The sequence below is a fragment of the Methanoregula sp. genome, assembly GCF_049510175.1.
Taxonomy (GTDB): domain Archaea; phylum Halobacteriota; class Methanomicrobia; order Methanomicrobiales; family Methanospirillaceae; genus Methanoregula.
Genome location: NZ_JBEKZF010000031.1, coordinates 1 through 1,571 on the forward strand (window position 1 = coordinate 1; position 1,571 = coordinate 1,571).

General features: G+C 55.0%; 2 protein-coding genes. Both read right to left on the reverse strand.

Annotation, left to right across the window (positions count from 1 at the left end; all coding sequences use genetic code 11):
• Positions 1-286: 286 nt before the first annotated feature.
• Positions 287-1,003 (reverse strand): glycosyltransferase family 2 protein, encoded by a 717-nt coding sequence (locus ABSG49_RS12195; RefSeq protein WP_490356194.1) that lies wholly within the window; start codon positions 1,001-1,003, stop codon positions 287-289.
• A gap of 3 nt (positions 1,004-1,006) precedes the next feature.
• The coding region (locus tag ABSG49_RS12200) for a UDP-N-acetylglucosamine 2-epimerase (protein ID WP_424026406.1) at positions 1,007-1,571 on the reverse strand (565 nt) is incomplete at its 5' end.

Consider the following 1,571-nt stretch of genomic DNA (forward strand, 5'->3'; position numbering starts at 1 on the left):
CGGCAACAGGACCCCTTACGAGGTCTACCATGGGGCGGCCAAAACCCCAAAACCATCACCGCTTATAGGGGAGGGAATCCACCTTAAGCATGCATCATAATTGTCTTGACGGAGGGGGGAGGGTTACAATTAGCAGGGAAGGGGATTTCTCCCCCCCTCCCCGGTCTTACTGTCATGCCCTTTTTGGTATCTTTTAAGTGTGAAGTAAATGTGAAGTGGAACCGTCGAGCAAGGGGGATTACCGGGGAGCCTGTCACTTCCTGGTTGCCGTTTTCCCTTGCAGCGCCTACCATCGTGAATCACCGTGGTATGCATTGGAAGCCGACCAGGTATTCACCATACTCATGGGGGACAATGTACAGAGTAGGAAAACCTTTATCCAGGAGAATGCGCTCGACGTGAGAAACCTGGATGTATAGGAACAGGACGGGTGGCGGCTCCAGGGCAAACGATTTGGAAACAGTGCCGGTATGAGGGAGAGCGACAAGTCCCAGTCTTCGTAGCCTCTCGTCATGTTGGTGTTGTATCCACCCACCTTTTCCAGGTCGGCTTTTCTCATTAAGGCGGAGCAGAAAATCATATTCTGGAGGAGAATCCGCTCGAAAGAGTATTCGGGCAAGTCCCACAGCCCCGTTTGTTCTCCGAACAATTCGGCTCCGCAGTAAACAATCCCGAGGTCGCTCTCACCATCCATCACGCATACGGCCTTTTCGATGTATGTCTCATGGATCAGGTCGTCGGCGTCGAGGGGAAGGATGTATTCGCCGTTCGCGTGAGCAATGGCGGTATTGCGTGCCGCTGCTACGCCCTCATGTGACTTGAAGATCACCCGGATTGAAGGTTGTTTGTAGGTCTGAAGCCTTTCCCTCGTCTCGCCGTCCGAGCCGTCGTCAACTATGATGATCTCGACGTCGCGGTAGGTCTGGCGAAAGACCGAGTCTACCGCCTCGTCGATGAAGGCGCCGTGATTATAGCAGGGGATTATGACGGAGACCCTGGGCACGGGCTACCGCGTAAACCTGTATCCGAGGACGATCTTTGTCACCGTTTCGCTCACGTTCGTCGCAAGATATTCTGGAGGCGGCGTCCAGGAACCGGCCGCATTCATCACTGTGTCGACGCATCTGAGGATAGAGTCCGGTTCCGCTCCGCTGAGCATGTTGCTGCCGCACTCGATGGTTTCCGGTCTTTCGGTGACATCTCTGAGAGTCACATTCGCCACTCCGAAGATGCAGCATTCCTCCTGGACCGTGCCGCTGTCGGAGAGGACGCAAGATGCGTTGCGCTCCAGATGGATGAAATCGAAAAACCCGAAGGGGGGTAGGAAGCGGAGCCGGCTTCCCTCCGCTTTTATCTTGAAGGAATCGATCCTGTTCCGCGTTCGGGGATGGGTGCTGACGATGATGGGCAGGCCGTACTTCTGCTCAAGGAGGTCGAGGCCCGTAAGGAACTTCCTCAGACGCTCCTCGATGTCGACGTTTTCCGCCCGATGCAGGGTGACGAGGAAATATGCGCGTTTTTTTAAGCCAAGCTCCGCAAGGATTTGGGATGCCTCGATCTGGGCGTCATAA